Annotated in this window: 26 protein-coding genes; 20 read left to right on the top strand and 6 right to left on the bottom strand. The window is 61.7% G+C overall.

The window, feature by feature from the left end:
- The first annotated feature begins 1 nt into the window (after window position 1).
- From cheT to visR, 4 genes are all read left to right on the top strand, one after another.
- On the top strand, window positions 2–388 hold the full coding sequence (cheT, locus tag SJ05684_RS01130) for a chemotaxis protein CheT (RefSeq protein ID WP_034851754.1): 387 nt from the start codon (window positions 2–4) through the stop codon (window positions 386–388).
- Between the two features lie 281 nt (window positions 389–669).
- Complete coding sequence (gene fliF / locus SJ05684_RS01135; protein ID WP_034851756.1) at window positions 670–2,343, top strand: flagellar basal-body MS-ring/collar protein FliF; 1,674 nt, start codon at window positions 670–672, stop codon at window positions 2,341–2,343.
- A gap of 842 nt (window positions 2,344–3,185) precedes the next feature.
- Window positions 3,186–3,923 carry a transcriptional regulator VisN gene (gene visN, locus SJ05684_RS01140; protein WP_034851758.1) on the top strand — a complete coding sequence of 246 codons (738 nt, stop codon included), beginning with the start codon at window positions 3,186–3,188 and terminating at the stop codon, window positions 3,921–3,923.
- A gap of 20 nt (window positions 3,924–3,943) precedes the next feature.
- The gene (gene visR, locus SJ05684_RS01145) at window positions 3,944–4,678 is read left to right on the top strand and encodes a transcriptional regulator VisR (protein WP_085938979.1); all 735 of its coding nucleotides are present in this window, start codon (window positions 3,944–3,946) and stop codon (window positions 4,676–4,678) included.
- Between the two features lie 190 nt (window positions 4,679–4,868).
- On the opposite strand, the gene SJ05684_RS01150 is transcribed toward visR, so the two are convergent.
- From SJ05684_RS01150 to motA, 6 genes are all read right to left on the bottom strand, one after another.
- Window positions 4,869–5,309 carry a BspJ family T4SS effector nucleomodulin gene (locus SJ05684_RS01150; RefSeq protein ID WP_034851762.1) on the bottom strand — a complete coding sequence of 147 codons (441 nt, stop codon included), beginning with the start codon at window positions 5,307–5,309 and terminating at the stop codon, window positions 4,869–4,871.
- Window positions 5,310–5,311: 2 nt separating this feature from the next.
- Complete coding sequence (gene flhB / locus SJ05684_RS01155; protein WP_034851801.1) at window positions 5,312–6,394, bottom strand: flagellar biosynthesis protein FlhB; 1,083 nt, start codon at window positions 6,392–6,394, stop codon at window positions 5,312–5,314.
- 234 nt (window positions 6,395–6,628) lie between these two features.
- The gene (fliG, locus tag SJ05684_RS01160; RefSeq protein ID WP_034851763.1) at window positions 6,629–7,660 is read right to left on the bottom strand and encodes a flagellar motor switch protein FliG; all 1,032 of its coding nucleotides are present in this window, start codon (window positions 7,658–7,660) and stop codon (window positions 6,629–6,631) included.
- Between the two features lie 28 nt (window positions 7,661–7,688).
- Window positions 7,689–8,288: a flagellar motor switch protein FliN gene (gene fliN, locus SJ05684_RS01165; RefSeq protein ID WP_034851803.1), complete on the bottom strand. Its 600-nt coding sequence runs from the start codon at window positions 8,286–8,288 to the stop codon at window positions 7,689–7,691.
- A gap of 56 nt (window positions 8,289–8,344) precedes the next feature.
- Window positions 8,345–9,292: a FliM/FliN family flagellar motor switch protein gene (locus SJ05684_RS01170; RefSeq protein ID WP_034851765.1), complete on the bottom strand. Its 948-nt coding sequence runs from the start codon at window positions 9,290–9,292 to the stop codon at window positions 8,345–8,347.
- Window positions 9,293–9,296: 4 nt separating this feature from the next.
- Window positions 9,297–10,175, bottom strand: a complete 879-nt coding sequence (gene motA, locus SJ05684_RS01175; RefSeq protein WP_095694185.1) for a flagellar motor stator protein MotA — start codon at window positions 10,173–10,175, stop codon at window positions 9,297–9,299.
- A 210-nt stretch (window positions 10,176–10,385) separates the two neighbouring features.
- Here motA and SJ05684_RS01180 point away from each other — a divergent pair, with 210 nt between their 5' ends.
- The 16 genes from SJ05684_RS01180 (at window position 10,386) to SJ05684_RS01255 (ending at window position 23,113) form a co-directional block, all read left to right on the top strand.
- A complete protein-coding gene (locus SJ05684_RS01180; protein WP_034851768.1) occupies window positions 10,386–11,165 on the top strand; it encodes a DUF1217 domain-containing protein in 780 nt (259 codons plus the stop codon).
- A gap of 1 nt (window position 11,166) precedes the next feature.
- Window positions 11,167–11,892 carry a flagellar basal-body rod protein FlgF gene (gene flgF, locus SJ05684_RS01185; protein WP_034851769.1) on the top strand — a complete coding sequence of 242 codons (726 nt, stop codon included), beginning with the start codon at window positions 11,167–11,169 and terminating at the stop codon, window positions 11,890–11,892.
- A 55-nt stretch (window positions 11,893–11,947) separates the two neighbouring features.
- Complete coding sequence (gene fliI, locus SJ05684_RS01190) at window positions 11,948–13,348, top strand: flagellar protein export ATPase FliI (RefSeq protein WP_034851771.1); 1,401 nt, start codon at window positions 11,948–11,950, stop codon at window positions 13,346–13,348.
- Between the two features lies 1 nt (window position 13,349).
- A complete protein-coding gene (locus SJ05684_RS01195; protein WP_034851772.1) occupies window positions 13,350–13,901 on the top strand; it encodes a hypothetical protein in 552 nt (183 codons plus the stop codon).
- A gap of 184 nt (window positions 13,902–14,085) precedes the next feature.
- Window positions 14,086–14,466, top strand: a complete 381-nt coding sequence (flgB, locus tag SJ05684_RS01200) for a flagellar basal body rod protein FlgB (protein WP_034851774.1) — start codon at window positions 14,086–14,088, stop codon at window positions 14,464–14,466.
- Between the two features lie 5 nt (window positions 14,467–14,471).
- Window positions 14,472–14,891 (top strand): flagellar basal body rod protein FlgC, encoded by a 420-nt coding sequence (flgC, locus tag SJ05684_RS01205; RefSeq protein ID WP_034851776.1) that lies wholly within the window; start codon window positions 14,472–14,474, stop codon window positions 14,889–14,891.
- Window positions 14,891–15,226: a flagellar hook-basal body complex protein FliE gene (fliE, locus tag SJ05684_RS01210; RefSeq protein ID WP_034851778.1), complete on the top strand. Its 336-nt coding sequence runs from the start codon at window positions 14,891–14,893 to the stop codon at window positions 15,224–15,226. The genes flgC and fliE overlap by 1 nt, the downstream gene beginning before the upstream one ends.
- Window positions 15,227–15,237: 11 nt before the next feature.
- The gene (gene flgG / locus SJ05684_RS01215) at window positions 15,238–16,026 is read left to right on the top strand and encodes a flagellar basal-body rod protein FlgG (protein ID WP_034851779.1); all 789 of its coding nucleotides are present in this window, start codon (window positions 15,238–15,240) and stop codon (window positions 16,024–16,026) included.
- Between the two features lie 18 nt (window positions 16,027–16,044).
- Complete coding sequence (gene flgA, locus SJ05684_RS01220) at window positions 16,045–16,551, top strand: flagellar basal body P-ring formation chaperone FlgA (RefSeq protein ID WP_050979922.1); 507 nt, start codon at window positions 16,045–16,047, stop codon at window positions 16,549–16,551.
- Window positions 16,548–17,663: a flagellar basal body P-ring protein FlgI gene (locus tag SJ05684_RS01225; RefSeq protein ID WP_034851780.1), complete on the top strand. Its 1,116-nt coding sequence runs from the start codon at window positions 16,548–16,550 to the stop codon at window positions 17,661–17,663. Before flgA ends, SJ05684_RS01225 begins: the two co-directional genes overlap by 4 nt.
- Window positions 17,660–18,199: a MotE family protein gene (locus SJ05684_RS01230; RefSeq protein ID WP_034851782.1), complete on the top strand. Its 540-nt coding sequence runs from the start codon at window positions 17,660–17,662 to the stop codon at window positions 18,197–18,199. Before SJ05684_RS01225 ends, SJ05684_RS01230 begins: the two co-directional genes overlap by 4 nt.
- A complete protein-coding gene (gene flgH, locus SJ05684_RS01235; protein WP_034851783.1) occupies window positions 18,196–18,906 on the top strand; it encodes a flagellar basal body L-ring protein FlgH in 711 nt (236 codons plus the stop codon). The genes SJ05684_RS01230 and flgH overlap by 4 nt, the downstream gene beginning before the upstream one ends.
- A gap of 44 nt (window positions 18,907–18,950) precedes the next feature.
- Window positions 18,951–19,439 (top strand): flagellar basal body-associated FliL family protein, encoded by a 489-nt coding sequence (locus SJ05684_RS01240; RefSeq protein ID WP_034851807.1) that lies wholly within the window; start codon window positions 18,951–18,953, stop codon window positions 19,437–19,439.
- Between the two features lie 7 nt (window positions 19,440–19,446).
- Window positions 19,447–20,184 carry a flagellar type III secretion system pore protein FliP gene (fliP, locus tag SJ05684_RS01245; protein ID WP_034851785.1) on the top strand — a complete coding sequence of 246 codons (738 nt, stop codon included), beginning with the start codon at window positions 19,447–19,449 and terminating at the stop codon, window positions 20,182–20,184.
- Between the two features lie 342 nt (window positions 20,185–20,526).
- A complete protein-coding gene (locus tag SJ05684_RS01250; RefSeq protein WP_034851786.1) occupies window positions 20,527–21,696 on the top strand; it encodes a flagellin N-terminal helical domain-containing protein in 1,170 nt (389 codons plus the stop codon).
- A 247-nt stretch (window positions 21,697–21,943) separates the two neighbouring features.
- Window positions 21,944–23,113 (top strand): flagellin N-terminal helical domain-containing protein, encoded by a 1,170-nt coding sequence (locus tag SJ05684_RS01255; protein ID WP_034851788.1) that lies wholly within the window; start codon window positions 21,944–21,946, stop codon window positions 23,111–23,113.
- Window positions 23,114–23,202: the final 89 nt, after the last annotated feature.

Consider the following 23,202-nt stretch of genomic DNA (forward strand, 5'->3'; position numbering starts at 1 on the left):
CATGCAGACCAATTGCCAGAGCCATACACCTCACGCGGAAGAAGCGTTGCCGGAAGTGCTGATGCGAATCGTCACGGAGCTCCACGACGTCGCCTATCTCATCGAGCGCATCGAACCCCAGCTTCTGGACAGTACGACCGGCGGTGCGGATGTCGACAGGATGATGGTATTCCAGGGCATCGACCTGGCGGTCCAGAAGACACGCGGCCTCGCTGAATTCATCGACACGATCACTGCCTCCATCCCCGACAGCTGGTTGGTGGATGTCAGCACGGCCGTCAATCTCGTCAAGCTGGCGGACATGAAGAAAGCCCTCGGAAACGGCACTCTTCGCCACGGCCACTCGCAGCCGCTAACGAAAGCTTCGGGTGATTTCGAGGCATTCTGATGCGGTGACCCGTTCCGGGAGGCCCTCTCCCTCAGCCGCACGCTCGTTGAAGCTCCGCGGACGGGCATTCTGCGTTCGCCCTCCGACGAATCGGCCCCTTTCTGAACCTTCGTCAAGTTCGCGCAAGTTTCGCTGCCTAGCTTCGCTTCCGGGGCTGGTAGATTCGCGTGTATCGAATGTCGGCGATCAAGCCGATACCCAGCAAACCCGAATGTTGGATCTGCGCATGGCGACGTCGATCATAGGCGAGGCTGTCATGCGATACTGGGTGCGGAAACAGAATGAATCTGTTCGATCAATTCTCGACGTTCACGAAGAATCTGGGCAGTCTCGGGCAGGGGAAGCTGATCGCGCTTGCCGTGGCCGGCGTCGTTGCCATCGGTGTCGTCCTTGGCGCAGCCATCTACGTCAACAAACCGGCTTATGAAACGCTGTATGTCGGTCTCGAGCGCAGCGATGTGACCCAGATCAGCCTCGCGCTCGCAGAGGCGAACATCGATTTCGAAGTCGGTCCCGATGGCGCCAGCATCCAGGTTCCCGTCGGCATGAACGGCAAGGCCCGATTGCTGCTTGCCGAGCGCGGATTGCCCAACAGCGCCAATGCCGGATACGAGCTCTTCGACAATGTCGGCTCGATCGGTCTCACCTCATTCATGCAGGAGGTGACACGCGTTCGTGCACTCGAGGGCGAGATCGCCCGAACGATCCAGCAGATATCCGGCATTGCCGCTGCGCGCGTCCATATCGTCATGCCGGAGCGCGGCAGCTTCCGCAAGGCCGAGCAGACGCCGACGGCCTCGGTCATGATTCGCGCGAGCGCCACCGTTGGTCGCAATGCCGCTGCGTCCATCCGTCATCTGGTCGCCTCCTCAGTGCCGGGGCTCGATATCGACGATGTCACCATCCTCGACTCGACCGGCCAGCTACTCGCCTCCGGCGACGACCCGGCCAACAGCGCCCTCAACCAGTCGCTCGGCGTCGTCCAGAACGTTCAGTCCGATCTCGAAAAGAAGATCGACAACGCGCTTTCCCCCTTCCTCGGCATGGATAATTTCCGCACCAGCGTAACCGCCGAACTCAACACCGATGCGCAGCAGATCCAGGAGACTGTCTTCGATCCGGAATCACGGGTCGAGCGCTCGACGCGCGTGGTCAAGGAAGAACAGAAATCCAGCCAGCAGCAGCCGGATAATGCCGCGACCGTTCAACAGAACGTGCCGCAGGCGGCGCCTCGCGGCGGTGCCGGGCAGCAATCGAGCGACGAGGCGGAAAAGAAGGAAGAACAGACGAATTACGAGATCAACAGCAAGACGATCGCGACCGTCAAGAACAGCTACTCGATCGAACGCCTTTCGATCGCGGTTGTCGTCAACCGCGGCCGCCTGGCGGCAATGGTCGGTGAACCGGCCGACCAGGCGAAGATCGATGCCTATCTCCAGGAGATGCAGAAGATCGTCTCATCGGCTGCTGGCTTCGATGCCGAGCGCGGCGATGTCGTCACACTGAAGGCTATGGACTTCGTCGAAACGCAATTGCTCGACCAGGCTGTCGCCGGCCCGAGTGTCATGGAAATGCTGACGCGCAATCTGGGCGGCATCATCAACTCACTCGCCTTCGTCGCCGTCGCCTTCCTGGTCGTCTGGATGGGCATGCGGCCGCTGGCACGCCAGATGGGCTTCGGCGGTCAGACGGGTCAGCTTGAAGGCGAGGCCGCCGGTCTCGAACTGCCGGACTTCTCACCGGCCGGCGCAGGCGCCGGGGGTGCCCTCATGGAAGGCTTCGGTTCCGACTTCGGCTTCGACAGCACCGACGACCTGCTCGACATTGGCGACGAGGGCGGCTTCAACCGCCGCGTCAAGGAGGGTCCGGAGCGCAGGCTCGCTCGCATGGTCGAGATCAGCGAGGAGCGGGCCGCGAAAATCCTGCGCAAGTGGTCGCTCGACCAGGCCGCCTGATCGGCCAGACATACGGACCGAAAGATCCCGCCCGGTGGCGGGATCATTCGTTCTTGACGCGCCGAGCCGCGGAATGAGCTTGAGCCGCCTGAGCGGTCCGGTCGCGGCAGGAGTCGATCGTAATATTACCCGAGTCTAATCGGCTTCGACCGTCAAGGCGGCGAGTCCGCATCTAGATTCCGTCCTTGATGCCGGAGTCTTCGTTTGCGCATTGGTCGCTGCAATTAAGAAAAACTTAATCTTTCTGGATTCGGGAGGGTCGGCGCAGGCCGGATGCCCTGCTCACGCCCGGGTGGTTGTTTGTCGCGGGGTCTGGTTCTTTGAACTATAACTTCTGCTGCGGAAATAGAATTCAGTCGCATCTTTCTTTTTCTTCGGAATTATTCTGGTGTTCTTCCGAACTGCATTTGGTGCATTTTAGCAACAGCTGATTGCTTTAAGCAAACCGTCCCCGGTTGTATTCGCTACTGCCGGACTCCGAACTGGCGCTATGGTTGCATCGGCAATGGGCAGATGCCACGCGCCCCGGCGCATCCAGGAGGGCATGCGATCTGTCTTTCCGATAGAAAGTGATTTAAAATCAATACTCTATGTGAGTTCTCACTGTCCGGCTGTGATTGCGAGGCGTGGCCGTGAGGAGGAATGGTTCACTGGACTCGCAAGACGACGCGAAAGCAAACCGCCGGGCAATGGCAGTGCCTTTTTAGGGGAAGCGATGTACAGTTTAGAAATTGATTCGCGTCCTGATTTGCGTGTGGTGGCGAGTACCGGCCCTGGTCGGATGTTGTTGGGGGCAGACAGCGTATTTCCGGACTCCGAATTCGGCATGGGGGCTGAATGTCATGGAGATTTCGCAGGCGAATGTGGCTTGGTCTTTCGAGTCCGCTGCGCCACCGGCACGTGGTTGGGGCATATCGCGTGAACAGTTGATCAGAAGGCTCGGGGAAACCGTCAACCGCAGCGGTCTCGGCAGTGGCCTGGCGGCGTTGACGGAATATGTAGGGGCGAGCCATTATCTCCTGGCCCGGCATGATCTCTCCCAGGACGGCGGGCTCGACTTCGTCATCTGCTCCGACTGGCCATTCGACATTGTGCGCCGGCTGTCGCGCATCGTCGTCGGGCTGAACGCAAAGACGAGCGAGTTGGAGAAGTGCCTGGCGGCACTGCAACCATGCTTCCACCCCATGCCGGACGACATCGACCTGCCGCGCGGGATCAGCCGCTCCTATTGCGCCGTCACCCTAAATGTGGGTCGATCCCGTTTGCTGCTGATGCTCCTCTTCCCCCAGGACGTGATCCTGTCCCAGGATGGGCTGCGCGATATTGGCGTGCTCGCCGGCTACCTCGCCAGCCTCAAGGCAGATGTGTCCGTAAGGCAGGAGCGAGAGTTCGAGTTGACCGACCGCGAAATCGAATGCCTGTTCTGGATAGCGGAGGGAAAGACGAGCGATGAAGTCGCCGTCATTCTCGGCATCTCCCGCAATACGATCAACAACTACATCACCAGCGTGATGCGAAAGACCGCGACCAGGACCCGGTCGGAGGCGATAGCACACGCCGTTCGCCACAATCTGGTGTAGGGGCGAGAGTGGCGCATATCATGACAGGCGCGCGCTATGATGGAGACGGCCGGTGGGGCGGCGGCAGCGGAAAGTCGGGCCGGGCTGCGACGCTGGTCGCGCGGCTGCAGGCCATGCAACGGCAGATCAATGCCAAGAGCTTCGCCGTCCTGCGGGTCAATGGAGGCGCGACGGCCGCGACGCGCAAGCTCACCTGCGTGCTCCATAATTGGGGCGCCGCGTCGGAAGTGAATGCGCGCGACCTCATCAAGGTCTATGGGGAGGAACTGCTCCAGCATCTCGACCGTTCTCCGCTGCCGGTACTGTGGGACGGCCACGGGGAACACCAGATCGCTGAGGCGTCCGATTTCGAGTCGTTCACGCATCGGTTAAGCGGTGGGAAGCTCTCCTATTCCGGAATCGGATTCCCGGTAAGGCTTGGTGCTCAGGGCAATGGCTATGTGGTCTTTACCGGCAGCTACATGGATGCGTCCGGCGAACAGCTTGTCGATCTGCACGGCCGCTGCGCCCACGTCATGACGGATATGCTGGCCGCGGATGAAAGGCGGCCGGTCAAGGCGGAGGCGCTCAGCGACCGCGAGATCGCCTGCCTACAGATGGCCGGCGACGGCCACATCAGCGAGGAGATCGCCGACAAGATGGGCCTGTCCGTCCACACGGTGAACGCCTATCTCGGCGCCGCGACGACGAAACTCGATTCGGTGAACCGCATCCAGGCGATCGCCAAGGCCATACGGCTCGGATATATCAGTTAGTCACGCTCAATCCTCCACCGCTTTCCGCTTCACGTTCGCACATCCGGCGGTCACCGTTTCCGCTAATGCGGGGCGAGTGAGACTCGCGGCACACTTATACAGCTATTGAAACATGTAGCGCATTCAAGAATGCGACAGCGCCGCGGCGTCTGAAGGGACGTGCGGCGCTGCAGCGGCGTTCTTGTGCTGGTCAGCTCGCGAGCGGGAGCGGATAGGACCTGACGAACTTCGCATCCTCCAGGCTTCTGGCGAGGAAGACCGTGTTTTCGTCGGGGTCTTTCGAGGGCTTTTGGAAATTGATGTGGCTGATCTCTATGCCGGCCGTCTCCCCGGCAAGGACGAGGCGCACATAGACCGTGACGCCGCGCGGCTTGAGTTCGAGATCGAGGGTGATCTCGGGGCATCTGTTCCAGTCGAGACTGTAATTGCCGCCGAGGCCGAAATTCACCGTCCCGGGCTGGAAATAGAGTTCTGCCGCCGATTCCACGAGGTCGGCGAGGCTCGCATAGGACTCGAACCGCAGAAGCGCGATGAGATCCGCAGCATCGATCAGGCGCAATTCGGTTGCTACCGGGCGGATCGCCTCTGCCACTATCTTTTCGCGTTCTTCGGAGAATTCGTTCTTTTTCAAGATTATGTCACCCGTCTCTGTTGCGGCTGAGCTGCGTATACCCGGTGAATCAGCTCGGCGACCGCCTTGTAAAACACCGGTGGAATGACACTATCTACCGAGACTTGTGCAAACATGGAGCGGGCGAGCGGCGGATCCTCGAAAACGGGAATGTTGTTCTTTTCGGCGATCTCGCGGATCTTGAGGGCCACGAGATCCTGGCCCATGGCAACGACAATCGGCGCGTCGTTTTCCTCGCGCACGTAGCGGAGCGCAACGGCGTAGTGCGTCGGGTTCGCGATGACGAGCGTGGCACGCGGCACCGAGGACATCATGCGTTTGCGCGCGCGGTCGCGTTGCACCGAGCGCAGCCGCGATTTGATGATCGGGTCGCCCTGCGACTGCTTCAGCTCCTCCTTCACCTCATGCTTCGTCATCCTCAGCTGCGTGTACCAATGATGCCTAGTCCAGAAGAGATCGACGATCGCCAGCACCGCTGTCGCCAGAAGGACGACGATCATGATCTGCTTGAGGTCCGACATCATCGCCGTGAAGATCGTTACCGGGTCGGAAAACATGAGGTCGAGCGTCGCGAAATAGTCGTTCCATAGAACGAGCACGACGATGAGCGAGACGATGATGATCTTGAACAGCGACTTGCCGAATTCCACCAGCCCCGGAACGCCGTAAATGCGCTTGAACCCCGCGACCGGCGACACCCGATTCATCTTCGGCATCACGCGGTCGAGCACGGGGCGCGGCAGGTTCTGGAAAATCGAGGATCCGACGCCGAAGACGATCAGCAGGACGAAGATCGGTATGAGCAGCGCCGCCGAGTTCAGGATGATGTGCGAGATCAGACCGACGATGTCGGTCGCCGTGCCGATGCGCCAGGCTTCCGGCTGTTCGAAGATGTCCTTGAGCGCTTGCGCGGTGCTTGCCACGCCTTCCGCCAGGAAGAAAACGATGAAGATGTAGATTGCCAGCGTCGAGGCGAAGACCGTCGTTTCGCGGGAAAAGGGAAGATTACCTTTGTCGGCGGCATCGGAAAGTTTCTTCTCCGATGGCGCCTCGGTTTTGCTGTCCTTGTCCTGATCGTCCGACATGAGATGGATCGCTCCCGCCGCCATGGAGTGGGATGAGAAAAGCCATCGCCCGCGCACATCCCGGGCCGACGCGTGACCTGCTGAATCGATCGGCAGGCTGAGACGACCCGCATCTGTGGTGGACCGCGCGCGCCCCTTATGCAAGAGCCGGCCGCTCGCGAGCCGTCCGGCTCAACAGGAATCAACGTGTGGCTTCGGATTCCGAAAGGTTCCGGGGGAACGGCGCCTATCAGATCACGCCGCCTCCGCCTCTTTCTCCTTGAGTTCCAGCTGCCCGCTCGCGGCGAGGCGAATCGCCTCCTGTGCGATCGACCGCCGGGCGATGGCAATGTCGCGGGGATTGATGCCTGCATCGCCGGCGGCCAGATCCGATTCGATCATCCGGCGCTGGCGCGCGCCGATCGATGCGAGAACCGACTCGCGCAGCTCCGCAGCCGAGCCCCTGAGCGCCATCGTGATGATATCGGTGGAAACGTCGTTGAAGAGCTGCACGCGGCTTCTCTGCGGCATGTGGACGATGTCGTCGAAGAGGAAGATTTTCGGCCGGACCTTCTTGGCCGAATCGGTGCTGAGCGTCTCGAGCGAGGCAAGCAGCGTATCCACGTGCTTCTTTTCGAGCTCGTTCATCACCTCCGCGATCTTGGCCGGTCCGGGCGAATTGCGTTCCGCATCCATCTCGTCGATCATCTCGACCACGCGGGCTTCGATGATGGCGGCTGCCTTGGGGCTGACATTCTTCATGTTGACGGCGCGGTTGAGAATGTCCGGCCGCTGCCCGTCCGAAAGCTGCAGCAACACCTTGGCGCCGAAGTTCGAAGGCATCATCGACAGGACATAGGCGATGGTCTGCGGGTGCTCCTTGGCGAGCAGCTGCGAAACGGCGACAGGATCGCAATCCTGCAGGCGGTCCCAGATGTTGGCCTCGTAGGATTGGAACGTCGCCCGGCGGCCGAGCAACCCGTCGACCTCATCCGGCGTCAGACCCTCTTCAAGGATGCTCTCCATGGCCTTGGCATTATCCATCAGGCCCGCGCCTTCGGTGAAGAGATCTTCGAATTCGTTGATGAGCGCTTCAAGCTCGTGGGGAGGGATGGCGCGCAGCGATTGCGCGGCGGCGATGATCGCCTGCAGTTCGCTTTGCGTGAAGAACTTCAGCAGTTTGCCCGCCACGGACTTGCCCATGGCCAGCAGTACGGCCGCCGCCTTTTCCGTCTGGGACAGCGGTCTGGCAATCGCCTGTCCTTCGAAACTTCCGAAATCCGTCATGGATTCATCCCTCGCCCAGCATCGGGCTTTACTTCTTGCTACTCTTGATCTCGATAAGTTTGACGCCGAACCGGGTCACATCCCCGTCGAGGACGGTAATCTCGCCGCGGCCGATGACACGACCGTTGACCATGATTTCCACGGGCTCGCCGATCTTCCGGTCGAGCGCAATCGTCGCTCCCTCGGAGAGGCCCATGAGGCTGGAGACCTGCATGCGGCTGGTGCCGAGCACGATCTGGACATCGATGGGGATGTCCATGATCAGGTCCAAATTGGCGGTCATGCCGCTGCCTGGTGCGCTTTGTGCCGCGGCGCCGACATCGAAATCATTGCCGCCGAAACCGCTGTCGAGGTCGATGCCTCCGGCCATTTCGGTTCCGCCGAAATCGCCGCCGAAGCCGCCGTCAGCGAAGCTTCCGCCGAAGCCGGCCCCATCGGATGCGCCGAATTCGCTGCCGAAGTCCGAGAGGTCGCCCGCCGGTGCGGCGGCTGCGAAATCGGCGCCGAAATCGGCTGGGTCATTGTCCTTCTTCAGAACGCCGCGCAGGTCGTCGATTGCCTGATCGAGTTCGGCGTCTTCCGTGAATCCGGCCTGTTCTTCGATGGGTGCTGCTTTTTTTCGTACCATGTGCGGATCATTCCAGTTGAAGCTTGCCTCAGGCATTCTGCCTTGAAAGGCGCGGTTTAACTCATGATGTGGCGAAGGATGTCCTGTTCGGACCCGTGCGTATCCTTGACCCGGACCGTGTATTTCGCGCCAGACCGGCCGAACTCGCAGATGTAGAGCTCCCGCCCGTTGGCGTTCACCTCGACCTGGACATCCTGGCCGTCATGGAACGGAATCACGTCGCCCGGCTGCAGTCGGCTGATGGTGTCAAGCGTCAGGCTGTCCAGCCGAATACGCGCCTCGAGGGTCACCGCCGACCGGCGGACCTGCTCCTCAAGCTGCTCCGTCCATTCCGGTTTCACACCCGTAGTCTGGCCGGCGACGCCAGGCATGATGATCTGGGTCTTAAGCAGGGTTCTTTGCGGAATGATCACGCAGAAGGTCGAGAGCACCGGCCCAAGCCCGATCGTCATTTCGATGGAGGCCGCATAGACGTCCGCGGTCGCAGGATCCGCTTGCGGACGCTCTTCGCTATTGTACGGGCGGCCGAGCACCGGTTCGTGCCCGCCTTGAGCATTGACGGCCAAGCGGAGAACCTCGGCGATTCTGTCGAATACCGGCGCCGCCACGTCTATCTCGATTTTCGACAGCGCCCTCGGCTCCGGCTCCTCGATGCCGGTCGGCTCGGCGCCGAGCAGAGCTTCGACGAGCGTGATAAGAACGGGGCTGTCGCAGCCGATCTGGAATTCCTCACACCAATTGCGCAGCGAAGCGTCGCTGATGAGGAAGCCGTCACCGAGTTCGGCGATGAGCTCATCGCGCAGACCTGTCTTGCATCCCGCGTAGCCGATCGTGATGTCGTGCCCCGTCTCGGTCTTGAGGAGGCCCGGCAGCACTTCGCCGAAGGCCTGGCCGAGTTCCAGGGCGGTGCGGCCGATGACCTTGTCGTCGCCGAGCGCGCCGATCATGCGCGCCAGCAGCCGCTTGTCGAAGAGGTAGATGTTCGATGCCGTGCTCGGATTCATGGTGTCAAGCCGCCTTGCTTTCGCTGCCGCCGCCCGGGTTCATCATCTCCTGCTCGACCGCATCGATCGACGGTCGCTCATAGGCGGAGATAGTCTTGCGGCCATATTCAAGCGCCACCTGCGGAACGGAGCCGTTCATGTAGGCAAGCAGCGTCTGCTTGACGAGGACGTAGAGCCTGTTCTGCTTTTCGCGGACCGATTTGATGTTGGAGACGAGGGGGGCAACGACCGAATAGGAGAGGAACACCCCGAGCAGCGTTCCGACGAGCGCCGCGGCGATCTTCGCCCCCAGCACTTCCGGCGCCTCGCTGATCGCGCCCATGGCCTTGATCACGCCAAGGACCGCAGCGACGATGCCGATCGCGGGCAGGGCATCGCTCATGGTCGTCAATGCGTGGTAGCACTTCATCTTGTCATGGGTGATCGTCTGGATCTCCTCGTCCATCAGTGCTTCGATCTCGTGCGATCGGGCATTGCCGATGATGATCAGGCGCACGTAGTCGCAGATGAAAGCCGTCAGTTCCTTGTTTTGAAGAACGGTGGGTGCTGACTGGAAGATCGAGGATTCGTCCGGATTGTCGATGTGGCTTTCGATCTCGTTGCGCGACTTGGTTCTGAGATCGCGCATCAGACTGTAGAGCACGCCAAGCGTGTCGAGATAATGCCGCTCCTTCGGTACCTTGTGCTTGAAGGCTTCGCCGAGCGCCTTGCCGGTGTCCTTCACCACCTTCATCGAATTCGCCATGATGTAGCCGCCGATACCGGCACCGCCGATGATCATCAACTCGAACGGCTGGTTGAGGACTTCCAGATGGCCACCCATCGCGACATATCCGCCGAGGATACAGCCGAAAGTCACAAGGAGTCCGATGATGATGTTCATTGTCGATACCTGTCGCGATCGTGATTTCCCTTGGATGGAATAGGGTTTCATCCTTGCGTGAGGCTGGCCGCAAAGCCGGATCGGAACCCGGCTGCGGAACAGGTTCGCGCAAGCAAGTCGGGTCAGGATTTTCCCAGGGTCGGGCCCGAATCGCGTCCGGCTTCTCCATAGTGAAGCGGGATTTCCGCTTGAATTCGGACAGGGCGAACCGTGACCACGACCTACACGAGCTACAGACTGATCACCGCCGATCTTACGAAGTCGCTTGAGCGCGTCTCCGAGCAGCCGGACGTCGCCCGCGAGACGGAATATTACCTTTCCAAGATCGGCAGCATCAAAACGCTCGACGAATTCTTCGCGGACAGCCGACTTTATAACTACGCGATGAAGGCGCATGGGATCGAGGACATGGCCTATGCCAAGGCCTTCATGCGAAAGGTGCTGACCGAGGGTGTCGACAGCGACGACGCCTTTGCCAACAAGCTGTCGGACAATCGCTACAAGGCGCTGGTCGAATCGCTGAATTTCGCACGGCATGGCGAAGCGGCCACCGCCTTCGACAGCGCACAGCAGGGGGTCGTCGACAAATACACGCGTCAGACGCTCGAGGAGAATGCCGGGGAGGAAAACACCGGAGTCAGGCTGGCGCTCTATTTCCAGCGCATGGCGCCGGCGATCACCAGTGCCTACGAGCTCATCGCCGACGAGGCGTTGGCGCAGGTCGTTCGAACCGTTCTGCAGCTGCCTGACGAATTCGCTGCCACCGATGTCGACCAGCAGGCGAAAACCATCGAGAAAGCGATCGAGCTCGAAGATTTCCAGGATCCCGGCAAGCTTTCGGCATTCCTCGATCGGTTCACGGCGATTTGGGAGATCGGGCACTCCTCCGACGGCTACGATCCACTCGCGGTTTTCGGCTCATCGAGCGGCTACGGCATCTCGGCTGACCTGCTGCTCTCCATCAACAACCTGAAACTCGGAGGACGCTGACGTGCAGACCGGCCTCTATGTCTCGCTTTCGTCGCAGATGGCGCTCGAAAAGCGCCTCAACACGCTTGCCGACAATATCGCGAATTCCAACACCGTCGGCTTCCGCGCCACGGAGGTGAAATTCAACCAGGTGCTTGGCGACACGAAACCGACCAAGGTTTCCTATGTGTCGGAAGGCGAGGAATATCTGAGCACCAGCAGCGGCGCGCTGGCGCGGACCGGCGCCACGCTCGACTTTGCCGTCCGGGGCGACGCCTGGTTCTCGATCGAGACGCCTGCCGGTCCGGCGCTAACCCGGGACGGCCGCTTTACGCTGACCGAGGCGGGCGAACTCGTCACCATCAAGGGCTATCCGGTGCTCGATGCCGGTGGCGCCCCGATCCAGGTGAACGGCGCGGCCGGCGATATCAAGGTCGGCGCCGACGGCGTCATCCACCAGAACGGCGTGCAGGTTGCGTCCCTCGGCCTCTATCAGGCCGATTTCAGCGACGGCTTCATGCGTTACGACAACAGCGCCGTGATGCCCGCAATCCAGCCGGAGCCGGTGGTCGACCGCTTCGACGTTGGCGTGATGCAGGGCTTCCTCGAAGAGTCGAATGTCAATGCGATCCAGGAAATGACGCAGCTCATCATGGTCACGCGCGCCTTCGACAATGTGACTGCACTGATGCGCGACAGCGAGAGCTCGCTCGAGGAGGCGATCAGGACACTCGGCGGCGACCGCTAATTCTCGAAGCGCATGACGAGCGAACTTGCGGGACCCGGTCCCGACGGAAATCTGCATGGAACGACAAAGCTCTGAGACAATCGCGACATCGACCTCGCTGGCGGCCCTCGCCGGGCTGGTCGAGCGTTACGCCAATCCCGATATCGCAATCGCGCCCGGCGGGCACGTCCAGACGATTTCGCCCGGGCACTATACGGTGACCGGGCTGTCGCGCCATGTTCGGCTCGGCGACTTCGTCGCCCATAAGAGCGTTACCGGCACTCATCTCGGCGAAGTCGTCCGGGTCGAGCCGGAACGCGTCGTCGTCTGCCCGATCGAGCCGGGCGACCCGATCGGCATCCATGACATCGTCATCCGCAAGGGTGCCTTTCGTATCGCGCCGACAGACAACTGGTGCGGGCGCACGATCAATGCGCTCGCCGAGCCGATCGACGGCCTCGGACCGCTCACGCAGGGCGACGTCCGCCGTTCGATCTCGAACACCGCGCCGCCGTCGATGACCCGCAGACGGGTCGAGCAGGGTTTCAAGACCGGGGTGCGGGCCATCGATATTTTCTCGCCCCTATGCCTTGGGCAGCGCCTCGGCATTTTTGCCGGTTCCGGCGTCGGCAAGTCGACGCTGCTCTCTATGCTGGCGCGCGCTGATGCGTTCGACAAGGTGGTGATCGCACTTGTCGGCGAGCGCGGCCGCGAGGTGCGTGAATTCATCGAGGACACGCTCGGCGACAACCTTTCGAAGTCGGTCGCGGTCGTCGCCACGAGCGACGAAAGCCCCATGCTCAGGAAAATGGCGCCGCTGACGGCGGTCACGATCGCCGAGCACTATCGCGACAAGGGCGACAACGTCCTGCTCATCGTCGACAGTGTCACGCGCTTTGCCCACGCGATCCGCGAGGTGGCGACGGCCGCTGGCGAACCGCCCATCGCGCGCGGCTATCCGGCCTCCGTTTTCACGGAGCTGCCTCGGCTGCTCGAGCGCGCCGGACCCGGCGCCGAGGGGACGGGAACGATCACCGCCATCATCTCCATCCTCGTCGATGGCGACAACCACAACGATCCGGTCGCCGATTCGGCCCGCGGCATTCTCGACGGGCACATCGTCCTCGAACGCAGCCTTGCGGAGGAGGGGCGCTATCCGCCCATCAATCCGCTTGCTTCGATCTCCCGACTGGCGCGTAAGGCCTGGTCACCCGATCAGGAAAAGCTTGCTGCCCGCCTGAAATCGCTGATCCATCGTTTCGAGGAAACGCGCGACCTGCGGCTGATCGGCGGCTACCGGGCAGGCGGCGATCCGGATCTCGACATGGCGATCAAGCAGGTTCCCGTCATTTACGAGGTGTTGAAGCAAACGCCCGGCGAGCGGCCCACCGTCGACGCCTTCACCGACCTTGCCAACGCGTTGAAGGCCGCCGCGATGGGCAATCAGACGGGCGTCGGCGCGCCCAGGAGGGCCTAGTATGACCGATTACGACGCGGACGACATTGTGCGCCAGCGCCGGCGCGATGCCAAGACGCCGATGATCGACAGGCTTCTCGGCGCCTTGGGCCTGGCCATGGCTGCATTCGCGACCTTCTTTCCCTGGTATGCGCTCCTCCACCAGGATGAGTTCAACATGCCGACGCTGTGGCGGGAGACGACCCGGGACCTTCCCGAACGCCCCGCCCGTGACGTCGTTTCCGTCTCGCCGCTGGCCATGCCGGACAAGGACGAAGGGATCGCCGCCGCCATCGACCGGCTGACGACGGCGACCGTGCCCGGACCGGAGCACGATTCGGAGGCAGCCACGAACGAGGCGGAAGCCGGACCAGACCAGCCGTTCCCGGCGTCGCCGCGCTTCAAGCTGATGCATGTCGCCAATGGCAGGGCGCTCATCGAAGGGGCAGGCGGCATGTATGTGGTCCGCGTCGGCTCCATCTTGCCGGATAGCAGCCGGCTTGCGACCTTCGAGCAGCGCAATGGCCAGTGGGTCATGATCACCTCCAAGGGAGAGGTCTACCAGGCTAAGTAGGCCAAAGCTCCAGCACAGCGATTCCTTGCGCGTTGCAGCGGCTTCAGCTCTTCCGGGTGCATATGCGATCGGAATCCTGGTGCCGCTTTCCTCCGCGCCATCACGGGCCGTGGCAAACCCGCTTCAAGACAAGTCCCACGCAAGATTACCCCCCTAGGTTCCACCTCATAAGCAGGAGCTTGAGATGGAACCGATTCAGCTTTTCGAACTTGCGTCGCGCCAGGCCCAATGGTTGACGGTCCGCCAGAACGTCGTGGCGGGCAACATCGCCAATGCCAATACGCCGCACTACAAGGCCAGGGACGTCCTGCCCTTCGAAAGCGTGCTGCAGAGCACCGGCCTGCAGATGGCCGCGACCCATCCCTCCCATTTCACCGAGAGCCTGGAAGCCGCCCAGGTGACCGAGGTCAGCTCCATCGACGATGTCGAAGTGCAGCAATCCGGCAATACCGTCGCGCTCGAAGAGGAACTGATGAAGTCCGGTGCGATCAAGCGCGACCACGAGCTCAATTCGGGGCTCGTGAAATCCTTTCACCGCATGATGCTCATGACCGTACGGAAGTAGACATAATGGATCCTTTGACTTCGGCCCTCAAGGTTTCGGCTTCCGGCCTGCAGGCGGAATCGACCCGGCTGCGCATCGTATCCGAGAACATTGCCAATGCGCGCTCGACCGGCGACGTCCCCGGCGCCGATCCCTATCGCCGCAAGACCGTTTCCTTCGCGGCGGAAGTCGACCGGGCAAGCGGCGCATCGCTCGTGGAGATCGATCGCATCGGCACCGATGACTCGGACTTCAACGTCGAGTTCGATCCCGGCAGCCCGGCCGCCGACGAGAAAGGCATGGTCAAGCTGCCGAACGTCAACATCCTCGTCGAAATGGCCGACATGCGTGAAGCGAACCGCGCCTATGAGGCCAATCTGCAGACCATCAAGCAGTCTCGCGATCTCATTTCCCAGACAATCGACCTGTTGAGGGCTTCGCAATAATGATCGATGCAATCCAGTCCATCGGCGCGTTTTCGGCCATGAAGAAGGCCGAGGGCGCGGAGCTGAACGCCTCCACCGCGCTCGTCGTGCCGCATGCCGGCGCAGCCCCTCCGCAGTCGCAGAGTTTTGCCGAGGTCCTGGGCAATATGACCACGGATGTCATCCACTCGATGAAATCCGCCGAAGGGGTGTCGCTGCAGGCCATTCGCGGAGAGGCCAATACCCGTGAAGTCGTCGACGCGGTGATGTCGGCGGAACAATCGCTGCAGACCGCCATCGCGATCCGCGACAAGGTGGTCACCGCCTATCTCGAAATCGCGCGCATGCAGATCTGAAGGAACGTGACATGAAGGCCCTTTCCATCGCCGCCACGGGCATGAATGCCCAGCAGTTGAACCTCGAAGTCATCGCCAACAATATCGCCAACATCAACACGACCGGCTACAAGCGGGCGCGCGCCGAGTTTTCGGACCTGCTCTATCAGACCGAGCGCGCCCAGGGCGTGCCGAACCGATCCAACCAGGCGATCGTCCCCGAAGGCGCGATCGTCGGCCTCGGCGTGCAGACATCGGCGGTGCGCAACCTTCATATCCAGGGCAGCCTCGTCAACACCGGCAACAATTACGACCTGGCGCTGGTCGGCCGCGGCTGGTTCCAGGTCGAGACGCCGGACGGCGAGACCGTCTATACCCGCTCCGGCGCCTTCAACACCAATGCCACCGGCCAGCTCGTCACTATCGACGGCTATACGGTCGTCCCCGGAATCACTGTGCCGCAGGATGCGAGTGAAATCGTCTTCACGTCCTCCGGCCAGGTGATGGTACGCATCGGCAATGACACGGAGCTTCAGGAAATCGGTCAGCTGACGATCGCCAATTTCGTCAACGAAGCCGGCCTCGAGCCCATGGGCGAGAACCTGTTTCGCCAGACGCCCGCCTCCGGCGAGGCCATCGTCGGCGCGCCGGCCGATCCGGGCTACGCCCAGATCAAGCAGAACTATCTCGAGTCCTCCAACGTCGACGCGGTCAAGGAGATCACCGACCTGATCTCGGCCCAGCGCGCCTACGAGATGAACTCCAAGATCATTCAGGCCGCGGACGAAATGGCGGCCACGGTGAGCAAGAACCTCAGGTAACGCAAGCAGGGGGCAAACATGACGTTTCGCCAGTCCGCCGAAAGGGCAGCAATCGCAAGCGGCGCCTTGCTTCGGGCGCAGGCCATCGCCTTTGCCGCGGTCGCCGCCTTCTCGTCGCCGGCGCTCGCCGCCGGGGAATGGCCGACCGCCGTCATCCCGAAGCAGACGATCTATCCGGGCGCGACGCTGGAAGCGGAAATGCTGGAAGTGGTCGATGTGACCAATCCCGACATCACGGACGGCTATGTGCGGTCCCTGGAGGAGGTGGAAGGCAAGGTTACGAAACGGACCCTTCTTCCCGGACGGGTGATCCTTCCATCGGCGCTGCGCGAGCAATATGCGGTCGAGCGCGGCTCCAAGGCCCTGCTGGTCTTCAGCAATGGTGGCCTGACGATCACTGCAGCCGGTTCGCCGCTCGAGGATGCGGCCGTCGGCGATCTCATCCGCGCACGCAATGTCGATACCGGCGTCATCGTTTCCGGTACGGTCATGGCCGACGGTACCATTCATGTGGTGGCGAAATGACGGTGCGTGCCTGCAAGTGGTTGTTGACCTTCGCCGTCGCCTTCGCCGCGACGCTCACTTTCGCGCACGGGGCTTCGCGCATCAAGGACGTGGCCTCGCTTCAGGCCGGGCGTGACAACCAGCTCATCGGCTATGGCCTCGTCGTCGGGCTCCAGGGGACCGGCGACAGCCTGCGTTCCTCCCCCTTCACGGAACAGTCGATCCGCGCCATGCTGCAGAACCTTGGCATATCGACCCAAGGGGGCGAGTCGCGGACGCGCAACGTCGCCGCGGTTCTGGTGACGGCCACGCTCCCGCCTTTCGCAAGCCCCGGCAGCCGCGTCGACGTGACGGTCGGCTCGCTCGGCGACGCGACATCGCTGCGCGGCGGCACGCTGGTCATGACCTCGCTTTCCGGCGCCGACGGCCAGATCTACGCGGTCGCGCAGGGCTCGATCGTGGTGACCGGCTTCAACGCCCAGGGCGATGCCGCGACGCTGTCGCAAGGGGTTACGACGGCGGGCCGCGTGCCGAATGGTGCCATCATCGAGCGGGAACTGCCGGCGAAGTTCAAGGATGGCTTCAATCTCGTCCTGCAACTGCGCAATCCGGACTTTTCCACCGCCGTCGGCATGGCGGCGGCGATCAACAATTACGCCACGACGCAGTTCGGCGGACGCATCGCCGAAGCGCTCGACTCGCAATCGGTGCTGGTCCAGAAGCCGAAAATGGCCGATCTCGCGCGCCTGATGGCCGACATAGAGAATCTCGTGATCGAAACCGACGTGCCGGCGCGCGTCGTCATCAACGAGAGGACGGGCACGATCGTCATCGGCCAGGACGTCCGCGTCTCCGAGGTTGCGGTCAGCTACGGTACGCTGACGGTGCAGGTGACCGAAACGCCGACGGTCGTGCAGCCGGCGCCCTTCTCCCGCGGTGAGACCGCCGTGGAACCGAACACGACGATTGAGGCTCAGGCGGATGGCGGCACGGTGGCGATCCTCAACGGGTCCAGCCTGCGCTCGCTCGTGGCCGGCCTCAACAGTATCGGCGTCAAGCCCGACGGGATCATCGCGATCCTCCAGAGCATCAAGACGGCGGGAGCCCTCCAGGCGGAGCTTGTGCTGCAATGACCGCAGACCTCTTTCACTTCATCCGTAAGTCACGGCGCCTGGCTTTCGGCTCGGCCGCCGGGGCGCTGATGCTCGCCATGCCGGGCGCCTTCGCCCGGGATGTCACGGCGCCGCCCGCCGAAAACGCGACGGCAAACGAAATCCAGCAGTTCTGCACCAATATCGCCGATGCCGCGCGCGACCAGCGCTACCTGCTGCAGCGCAAGAACCTGGAAACGCTGAAAGCGAGCGTCGACGAGCGCATCTCGGTGCTCGAACAACGCCGGGCCGAATATGAGGACTGGCTGAAGCGCCGCAACGATTTCCTGAAGCAGGCCGAGCTTGGTCTCGTCGACATCTACAAGGCGATGAAGCCGGACGATGCCGCCGGCAAGCTCGAGATGGTGCGCCCGGAAATCGCCGCGGCCATCATCATGAAGCTGCCGGCGCGTCAGTCCTCGCTGATCCTCGGCGAGATGAGCGACGATAAGGCGGCAGTGCTCACCAACATCATCTCAAGCGCCAGCGATCCGAACACCTCGAAGGAGCCGTCATGAGAAAGCAATTCACGGCCGTCCTGGCCGCCGGCCTCCTTGCGGGATGTCAGAGCCAGGCCTTCAAGGAGATCGGCCAGGCGCCCTCGATGAGCCCGATCGGCAGCGGCCTGCAATATACCCAGACGCCGCAGCTCGCCGCCTATCCGAAGCAGCCGCACCAGGTCACCAACGGCTTTTCCCTTTGGAACGACCAGCAGGCGGCGCTTTTCAAGGATGCCCGCGCGATCAATGTCGGCGACATCCTGACCGTCGATATCCAGATCGACGACAAGGCCTCGTTTGAAAACGAGACCGATCGCAGCCGCACCAATTCCAGCGGCTTCAATCTCGGCGCCAGCGGCGAATCGCAAACGAGCGATTTCGGCTGGTCCGGCGATCTGGAATATGGGTCGAACACGAAGACTGAAGGCGACGGCAAGACGGAACGGTCGGAGAAACTGCGGCTGCTGGTCGCCGCCGTCGTCACGGGCGTGCTCGAGAACGGCAACCTTTTGATCAGCGGCTCGCAGGAAGTGCGCGTCAATCACGAGCTGCGCATCCTCAATGTTGCGGGCATCGTACGGCCGCGGGACGTCGACGCCAACAATGTCATTTCCTATGACCGCATCGCCGAGGCGCGCATCTCCTATGGTGGTCGCGGCCGCCTGACCGAAGTGCAGCAACCGCCCTATGGGCAGCAGGTGATGGATTTGATTTCACCGATCTGAGCACCAAGGGTCGGGCGCGGAAACGATCGCAACGGAACGGCATGATGGAAGAAACGGAAAACAAACAGCCCCAACCTCCGTCGAGGATCGTGACCATCGCGGCGGTGGCGGTGCTGACGCTCTTGGCCGGCGGGGGCGGGTGGCTGGTCGGCGCCGCCCTTGCGCCGCCGCCCCCGGGGCCCGAGAAAACGGCCGTAGTGTCGCCGGAGGCCACGGGAGTCGAGGGACTGCCGAAACTCGCCACCGAGGAGAACGGCATCGTCCAGTTGGAGCCGATCACGACGAACCTTGCCTATCCTTCGGAGAACTGGATCCGCCTCGAAGTGGCGCTGCAGTTCAACGGCGCTCCCGACGTCGCGCTCGCCGAGGAGATCCACCAGGATATCGCCGCCTATTTGAAGACCGTGTCGCTGCAGCAGATCCAGGGGCCGCGCGGCTTTCAATATCTCCGGGATGACATCCAGGAGCGGGTTGACCTGCGCTCCGACGGGCGCGTAACGAATGTGATGTTCAGAACGTTCGTCATTCAATGATTCGCTGATGCTCCGGATTGCTGCGTTCATAGTCGCCATGATGGCGATGTCGGGAATTGCCGGGGCGCAGAGCTTGCCCACCGATATCCTGAACACCCCCGTCGACGGCTCCGTCGCCTCATGGATCATTCGCACCTTCGGCCTCCTGACCGTCCTGTCGTTGGCGCCGGGCATCCTGATCATGGTGACGAGCTTCCCGCGCTTCGTCATCGCTTTCGCGATCCTGCGCTCGGGCATGGGTCTGGCGACGACGCCGTCGAACATGATCATGGTGTCGCTGGCGCTGTTCATGACCTTCTACGTCATGGCGCCGACCTTCGACAGCGCCTGGCGTACGGGCATCGATCCGCTGCTCAAGAACGAAATCACCGAAACCGAGGCGCTGCCGCGCATCTCGGAGCCTTTCCGCCAGTTCATGCTCGCCAACACCCGCGACAAGGACCTGCAGCTCTTCATCGACATTGCCCGGGAAAAAGGCCAGACGGTCGTCGTCGACGACCAGGTGGACCTCCGCGCCGTGGTCCCCGCCTTCATGATCTCGGAAATCCGCCGCGGCTTCGAGATCGGCTTCCTGATCATGCTCCCCTTCCTGGTGATCGACCTCATCGTCGCGACCATCACCATGGCCATGGGCATGATGATGCTGCCGCCGACGGCGATCTCGCTTCCCTTCAAGATCCTCTTCTTCGTGCTGATCGACGGCTGGAACCTGCTCGTCGGGAGTTTGGTGCGCTCCTTCGTGTGAGGGGGAAGGGAGCCTCGTCGGCAAACCGCCCTCCTGTGCTCGTCACAGGAATCCAGCCACGGCGCGATGGCGCCGTGAATGACTCGAGAATGGGCCTCCTAGGGTTACGTTAAGGATAAGATTTTACGCGCGGTTAACCACGTTCTTTCGCCACTCCCAGTCCTTCCCCCCGGTTAAGTTCTTGGCAATGAATGACTGCGAATTTCGTCCCCACACGACGGGTTTGGCGTCCTTCACCAGTGGAGCGGAGCCGAGTGGCATGAGGCCGGATCGTCGTGACCGGTAAACGAAATTCAGTCCGGTATGTCCCCCCAATCCGTATTTCGTAAGGGACAAACGAAAATGACGAGCATTCTCACCAACACCTCCGCAATGGCCGCGCTGCAGACGCTGCGCTCGATCTCTTCCAGCATGGAAGAAACGCAGGCTCACGTCTCCTCCGGCCTGCGCGTCGGCTCCGCTTCGGACAACGCTGCCTACTGGTCGATCGCGACGACCATGCGTTCCGACAACATGGCGCTCTCGGCCGTCCAGGACGCCCTCGGCCTCGGCGCCGCCAAGGTTGATACCGCCTATGCCGGCATGGAATCGGCGATCGAAGTCGTAAAGGAAATCAAGGCAAAGCTGACGGCCGCCACCGAAGACGGCGTCGACAAGGCTAAGATTCAGGAAGAAATCACCCAGCTTCAGGACCAGCTCGTCAGCATCGCTGATGCTGCATCCTTCTCGGGCGAGAACTGGCTGCAGGCTGATCTGAGCTCGGGTACAGTCACGAAGAGCGTTGTCGCCTCCTTCGTTCGCGATGACTCCGGCAACGTTTCGGTCAAGAAGGTCAACTACGATCTGAGCACGACAAGCGTTCTCTTTGATACGGCTGGCGCCACTGGTATCCTCGATGCCGCCACCTCGATCGAAGATGACAGCATCACGCTGAACATCAACGTCGATGGCGTCACATCGGCCTATACCGTCACTGCGTACACGACCGAAGACGTTATCGCCGACACGGGTAGCGTCTTCACGGGCGACTCTGCCACGGGCGGTGCGCTTAGCTACGTCAAGGTGGCTGACGACACCTGGGTGGCCGCCGTCGACCAGACCACTGTCGCTACACAGGAAGTCGCATACAATGATGGTACGACGTCTTGGGCAGTCGACACGGGGGCTGCCCCGGGTACGGTCACAACCGCATCCGTCGCTACGCTCTCCATCGACTCGAATACGACCAGCGGTCAGCTCGACCAGCTCATCCAAATGGTTGACGACGCCCTGACTTCCATGACCAGCGCAGCCGCTTCGCTCGGCTCGATCTCTTCGCGGATCGAAATGCAGAGCGAATTCGTTTCCAACCTGAGCGACTCGATCGAATCCGGCATCGGCCGCCTCGTCGACGCCGACATGAACGAGGAATCGACGCGCCTCAAGGCACTGCAGACGCAGCAGCAGCTCGCCATCCAGGCCCTGTCGATCGCCAACTCCGACTCGCAGAACGTGCTCTCGCTGTTCCGCTAATGGTTGCGAGCGCGGGTGGGCTGACCTGCGCAGACCGGATTGCAATGACCGCGCTCGGCAACGGGCGCGGTCGTTCGCTTTTCTGAATCTGCTTCAGTATTCGTTAACCATATTGCGGTTAGATGGCTCCATCGAAACGGCGGGTTTGGCCTTCTAAAACAAAGGCTTGACGGGCATGATGCTGATCGCCGTTCCCGGTGCGACCGGAATGTCCCTTCCTTAATCAGCCATCAAGGGGCACCATCCTATGACTAGCATTTTGACAAATATCGCCGCCATGGCGGCGCTGCAGACCCTGCGTTCCATCGGCTCTAACCTCGAAGAAACGCAGGCTCACGTCTCCTCCGGCCTGCGCGTAGGTGAAGCCGCCGACAACGCCGCCTACTGGTCGATCGCGACCACCATGCGCTCCGACAACATGGCGCTCTCCGCCGTCCAGGACGCCCTCGGCCTCGGTGCCGCCAAGGTCGACACTGCGTATGCCGGCATGGATTCGGCAATCGAAGTCGTCAAGGAAATCAAGAAGAAGCTCGTTGCTGCTACCGAAGACGGCGTCGACAAAAACAAGATTCAAGAAGAAATCACGCAGCTTCAGGATCAACTCGTCAGCATCTCCGAGGCCGCCTCCTTCTCCGGCGAGAACTGGCTGCAGACCGATCTGAGCTCGGGCACAGTTACGAAGAGCATCGTCGCCTCTTTCGTTCGTGACGACTCGGGCAATGTCTCGGTCAAGAAAGTCGACTACGCCCTCAGCACTTCGACGGTACTCTTTGACACGGTCGGCGACACCGCCATTCTCGACAATCTCACCTCGATCGAAGACGACAGCATTACGCTGAACATTAATGTCGGCGGCGTCACGTCTGCCTATACCGTCACCGCATACACGATCGAAGACGTCATCGCCGACACGGGCAGCGTGTTCACCGGTGACTCCGCTACCGGCGGTGCTCTTAGCTATGTAAAGGTAGCTGATGACGTCTGGGTCGCTGCTGTCGACCAGACCACCGTCGCCACGCAGGAAGTTGCATATGACGACGGTACGACGTCTTGGGCAGTCGACACGACGGCTGCACCCGCTACGGTTACAACCGCATCTGTTGCCACGCTTACCATCGACGCGAACACGACCAGTGGACAGCTCGATCAACTCATCCAGATGGTTGACGATGCACTCGAGGCGATGACCAGCGCTGCCGCCGACCTTGGTTCTATCGGCATGCGCATCGATCTCCAGGAAGAGTTCGTCTCCAAGCTGACCGACTCGATCGACTCTGGCGTTGGCCGTCTCGTCGATGCCGACATGAACGAGGAATCGACTCGCCTGAAGGCCCTGCAGACGCAGCAGCAGCTCGCCATCCAGTCGCTGTCGATCGCCAACACCTCTTCGGAAAACATCCTCACCCTCTTCCGTTAATCGTATCGGGACAGTCTCCCACTCATCGAAATCGAAACCGCGCTTCGCAAGAGGCGCGGTTTCTTCCGTTGCGCGCAAGGAGCATGCAG

Source organism: Sinorhizobium sojae CCBAU 05684, from assembly GCF_002288525.1.
Lineage (GTDB): Bacteria > Pseudomonadota > Alphaproteobacteria > Rhizobiales > Rhizobiaceae > Sinorhizobium > Sinorhizobium sojae.

What these genes read in the sequence shown, in the direction of transcription:
- cheT (WP_034851754.1), top strand. Translation starts at nt 2, where the DNA reads ATGCAGACCAATTGCCAGAGCCATACACCTCACGCGGAAGAAGCGTTG.
- fliF (WP_034851756.1), top strand. Translation starts at nt 670, where the DNA reads ATGAATCTGTTCGATCAATTCTCGACGTTCACGAAGAATCTGGGCAGT.
- visN (WP_034851758.1), top strand. Translation starts at nt 3,186, where the DNA reads ATGGAGATTTCGCAGGCGAATGTGGCTTGGTCTTTCGAGTCCGCTGCG.
- visR (WP_085938979.1), top strand. Translation starts at nt 3,944, where the DNA reads ATGACAGGCGCGCGCTATGATGGAGACGGCCGGTGGGGCGGCGGCAGC.
- flhB (WP_034851801.1), bottom strand. Translation starts at nt 6,394, where the DNA reads ATGTCGGACGATCAGGACAAGGACAGCAAAACCGAGGCGCCATCGGAG.
- fliG (WP_034851763.1), bottom strand. Translation starts at nt 7,660, where the DNA reads ATGACGGATTTCGGAAGTTTCGAAGGACAGGCGATTGCCAGACCGCTG.
- fliN (WP_034851803.1), bottom strand. Translation starts at nt 8,288, where the DNA reads ATGGTACGAAAAAAAGCAGCACCCATCGAAGAACAGGCCGGATTCACG.
- SJ05684_RS01170 (WP_034851765.1), bottom strand. Translation starts at nt 9,292, where the DNA reads ATGAATCCGAGCACGGCATCGAACATCTACCTCTTCGACAAGCGGCTG.
- motA (WP_095694185.1), bottom strand. Translation starts at nt 10,175, where the DNA reads ATGAACATCATCATCGGACTCCTTGTGACTTTCGGCTGTATCCTCGGC.
- fliI (WP_034851771.1), top strand. Translation starts at nt 11,948, where the DNA reads ATGGAACGACAAAGCTCTGAGACAATCGCGACATCGACCTCGCTGGCG.
- SJ05684_RS01195 (WP_034851772.1), top strand. Translation starts at nt 13,350, where the DNA reads ATGACCGATTACGACGCGGACGACATTGTGCGCCAGCGCCGGCGCGAT.
- flgB (WP_034851774.1), top strand. Translation starts at nt 14,086, where the DNA reads ATGGAACCGATTCAGCTTTTCGAACTTGCGTCGCGCCAGGCCCAATGG.
- flgC (WP_034851776.1), top strand. Translation starts at nt 14,472, where the DNA reads ATGGATCCTTTGACTTCGGCCCTCAAGGTTTCGGCTTCCGGCCTGCAG.
- fliE (WP_034851778.1), top strand. Translation starts at nt 14,891, where the DNA reads ATGATCGATGCAATCCAGTCCATCGGCGCGTTTTCGGCCATGAAGAAG.
- flgG (WP_034851779.1), top strand. Translation starts at nt 15,238, where the DNA reads ATGAAGGCCCTTTCCATCGCCGCCACGGGCATGAATGCCCAGCAGTTG.
- flgA (WP_050979922.1), top strand. Translation starts at nt 16,045, where the DNA reads ATGACGTTTCGCCAGTCCGCCGAAAGGGCAGCAATCGCAAGCGGCGCC.
- SJ05684_RS01225 (WP_034851780.1), top strand. Translation starts at nt 16,548, where the DNA reads ATGACGGTGCGTGCCTGCAAGTGGTTGTTGACCTTCGCCGTCGCCTTC.
- SJ05684_RS01230 (WP_034851782.1), top strand. Translation starts at nt 17,660, where the DNA reads ATGACCGCAGACCTCTTTCACTTCATCCGTAAGTCACGGCGCCTGGCT.
- flgH (WP_034851783.1), top strand. Translation starts at nt 18,196, where the DNA reads ATGAGAAAGCAATTCACGGCCGTCCTGGCCGCCGGCCTCCTTGCGGGA.
- SJ05684_RS01240 (WP_034851807.1), top strand. Translation starts at nt 18,951, where the DNA reads ATGGAAGAAACGGAAAACAAACAGCCCCAACCTCCGTCGAGGATCGTG.
- fliP (WP_034851785.1), top strand. Translation starts at nt 19,447, where the DNA reads ATGCTCCGGATTGCTGCGTTCATAGTCGCCATGATGGCGATGTCGGGA.
- SJ05684_RS01250 (WP_034851786.1), top strand. Translation starts at nt 20,527, where the DNA reads ATGACGAGCATTCTCACCAACACCTCCGCAATGGCCGCGCTGCAGACG.
- SJ05684_RS01255 (WP_034851788.1), top strand. Translation starts at nt 21,944, where the DNA reads ATGACTAGCATTTTGACAAATATCGCCGCCATGGCGGCGCTGCAGACC.